The sequence below is a fragment of the Endozoicomonas sp. ONNA2 genome, from assembly GCF_024606365.1.
Taxonomy (GTDB): Bacteria; Pseudomonadota; Gammaproteobacteria; order Pseudomonadales; family Endozoicomonadaceae; genus Endozoicomonas.
The window spans coordinates 1-2,902 of sequence record NZ_JAHHPO010000275.1 but is presented as its reverse complement, the minus strand read 5'-3'; the positions used below and the strand labels follow the sequence as shown (position 1 = coordinate 2,902).

Here is a 2,902-nt window from a genome sequence, read left to right as displayed (position 1 = left end):
AATATTCGGTTCAGCTCCATCGTCCAGCAGGGTCTTGACCATAACATGGTCACCACTGACAACTGCATGTTCCAGTGAATTCATGACATACTCCGATACTTGAAAATCAGGTTAGCTACTTATGTTATACAAATTCCGCCTTATGAATATGAGATCAAGCAAGCTATTTTGAACAGCTGGGCAAGGTGGAAAATAGCAGGGCAATTGCGAGGAATTCCAACGAAGATCCGGTTGCTCTAAATGGTTGCGCAGTTCATATGAAGCCAGAGTTGTTATTACCTTCCTGACACTTGCTATTCGGGTGCTGCAACAAGTCTGGTGGCTGTCTGAGAATAGCGCCCGTAGCGAGGATTGCGAGAAATTGCCCCCGACGCATGCCTGCCTGGTCACAGCAAAACGACTGTTGATGCCATTTGTTGACGCCATCAAAAAAACGACAGAAACAGGGGATATGATGCACCCGGGGCCTGCCCTACAGTGACAGCGGGCGATATACATACTCCGTCATCGGTTGCGACAGCAACAGTTTCCCGGCCGCCTCCTTTATTGGTAGCCCATTGTCAGGCAGGCACTTGACCAGCCGGCTCCGGATGCTGGCCCGGCAGTAGAATTGTAGAGAGCGAGGTACTGAAATGAAATTTTCGATTGCTTGCAAGGTTTCTGCAGTTGCATGATTAAACACTGTGCATCCAAACACGTCCTTGAGTTTCGGGTCAGCCCCGTTGGCCAGCAGAGTCTCGACAATATCACAGTGGCCAGCGGCAGCTGCCAGATGCAGTGCGGTGGCCGAGTGCGAACCATAGGGATTGTTCGGGTCAGCCCCGTTGGCCAGTGCCGCCTCAACTCTATCCTTCCAGCCAAAACGGGAAGATATCCGTAAGAGGCTGTTCCAGGGCTGCTGATCGGTTACAGGTATCAGGGTTTCAGTTATATCCCGATAACCTCTGTCAGCTGCAGATTGCAAGGCTGTCTTGCCAGACCTATCCTCGCGGTTTGGGTCAGCCCCGTTGTTCAGCAGGGTCTTGACCATAAGATAGCACCCGTCCATAGCGACCTGGTGCAGTGGGGTGTAACCGTAACTATCAGGAATATTCGGGTCAGCCCCTTTGGTCAGCGCCATGACAACATCATCATGCCAGCCTGATCCGATAAATATCGGTAACAGGCGGTTCCAGTCCGGCTGACGGGTTACAGGTAACAGGATGTTGTATACATGGCGATGTCCACTTTTGACTGCATCTTGCAAGGCTGTAAATCCACTTAAGTCCCTCAGGTTCGGGTCAGCCCCTTTGGTCAGCAGGGTCCGCACGATAGGATCGAGACCCCGGCTAGCCACATATTGCAGCGGGGTGTAGCCGTTAAATCCGGGAATATTTGGGTTGGCCCCGTTGGCCAGCAGGATCTCGACAGTAGCATGGTGCCTGGCATAAGCTGCTTTACCTAAAGGCGTATCCTGATTAACTTCGTGGTTATTCGGGTTAGCCCCCCTGGCCAGTGCCAGCTCGACTTGATCGTTCCACCCCAGGCGGGAAAATTCCTGTAACAGGCTGTCCCAGTCCGGTTGACGGGTTTTAGGTAACAGGGTTTTGAATACATCGAGATGACCGGATTTCGAGGTAACTGCATGTTGCAAGGCTGTCTTGCCATCCAGGTCCTTGAGGTTCGGGTCTGCCCCCTTGGCTGTCAGGGTCTCGACTATAGCATGGTGACCATGGATAGCTGCCCGATGCAAGGCAGTCCTGCCCATAGAACTGTTGGTGTTTGGGTCAGCCCCGTAGTCCAGCAGGGTCTCGACAATAGTATGGTGACCACGGTCAGCTGCCCGGTACAGCGGGGTTTCATTAGTATGAAATGAGGGAATATTCGGATCAGCCCCGTTGTTCAGCAGGGTAACAACAACAGCATGGTGACCAGCAATAGTGGCTCTTTCTAGAGGAGTATAACCATGACCGTCCTGGCTGTTCGGGTTAGCCCCGTGGGCCAGCAGGATTTCAACAATAGCATGGTGGCCAGCAAGAGCTGCTCTGCCTAGAGCTGTATGATTATCACTGCTCCGGTTATTCGGGTTAGCCCCATTGGCCAGTGCAGCCTCAACTTTATCCTTCCACCCGGTTTCAGAAAGTTCATGTAACAGGCGGTTCCAGTCCGGCTGATGAGTTTTAAGTAGCAGTGTATCGTACACATCGCGATGAAGATTGCCAGCTGCAAATTGCAAAGGTGTACAGCCAAAGATATCCTTGAGGTCCACGTCAGCCCCGTTGTCCAGCAGGGTTTCTACAATAGCATGGTGACCTTTGATAGCTGCCAAATGCAAGGCAGTCCTTTCCCGGGGGTTCTTGCGGTTTGGGTCAGCCCCCCTGCCCAGCAAGGTTTTGACCATGGCATGGTCACCACAGAAAACTGCATCAAATAATGAATTCATGACACACTCCTAAACATCAGGTTTGATCCGTCGCTGTGTTATACCAATTCCGTCTTTTGAGTAGGAGGCAAGCCATTTTGGACAGCCGCGCAAGGCGGAATGGCGAGTAATAGCAAGGCTTGGGTTCTGCAAGCAATTCCAACGAAGATCCGGTTGTTCAAAATGGTTGCGCAGTGCATGTTTAGAAGATGGAATTTGTATTATCATCCTGACCCTTGCTACTCGGGTGCAGCGATAAGTCTAGACAAGATTTGCCGATTTGCTGTTTGACCCAATACAGTTATCCACCGAACAGGTTATCTGGCAGAGGTTGCTCCCCCTTGCAGGCCTGCCTGATCACAGCAAAACGACTGTTGATGCCATTAGACTGTTGATGCCATTAGTTGATGCCATTAGTTGATGCCATCAAAAAAACGACAGAAACCGTGGATATGATGCACCCGGGGCTTGCCCTACAGTGACAGCGGGCAATATACATAC

The 2,902-nt window shown here is 51.4% G+C and carries 2 protein-coding genes; one reads left to right on the top strand and one right to left on the bottom strand.

Annotation, left to right across the window (positions count from 1 at the left end; all coding sequences use genetic code 11):
* Positions 1–244 precede the first annotated feature (244 nt).
* Positions 245–481, top strand: a complete 237-nt coding sequence (locus KDK14_RS04890; protein WP_257263898.1) for a hypothetical protein — start codon at positions 245–247, stop codon at positions 479–481.
* Here the strand turns inward: KDK14_RS04890 and KDK14_RS04885 are convergent.
* Positions 473–2,422 carry an ankyrin repeat domain-containing protein gene (locus tag KDK14_RS04885; RefSeq protein ID WP_257263897.1) on the bottom strand — a complete coding sequence of 650 codons (1,950 nt, stop codon included), beginning with the start codon at positions 2,420–2,422 and terminating at the stop codon, positions 473–475. The genes KDK14_RS04890 and KDK14_RS04885 overlap by 9 nt on opposite strands.
* Between the last annotated feature and the right edge of the window lie 480 nt (positions 2,423–2,902).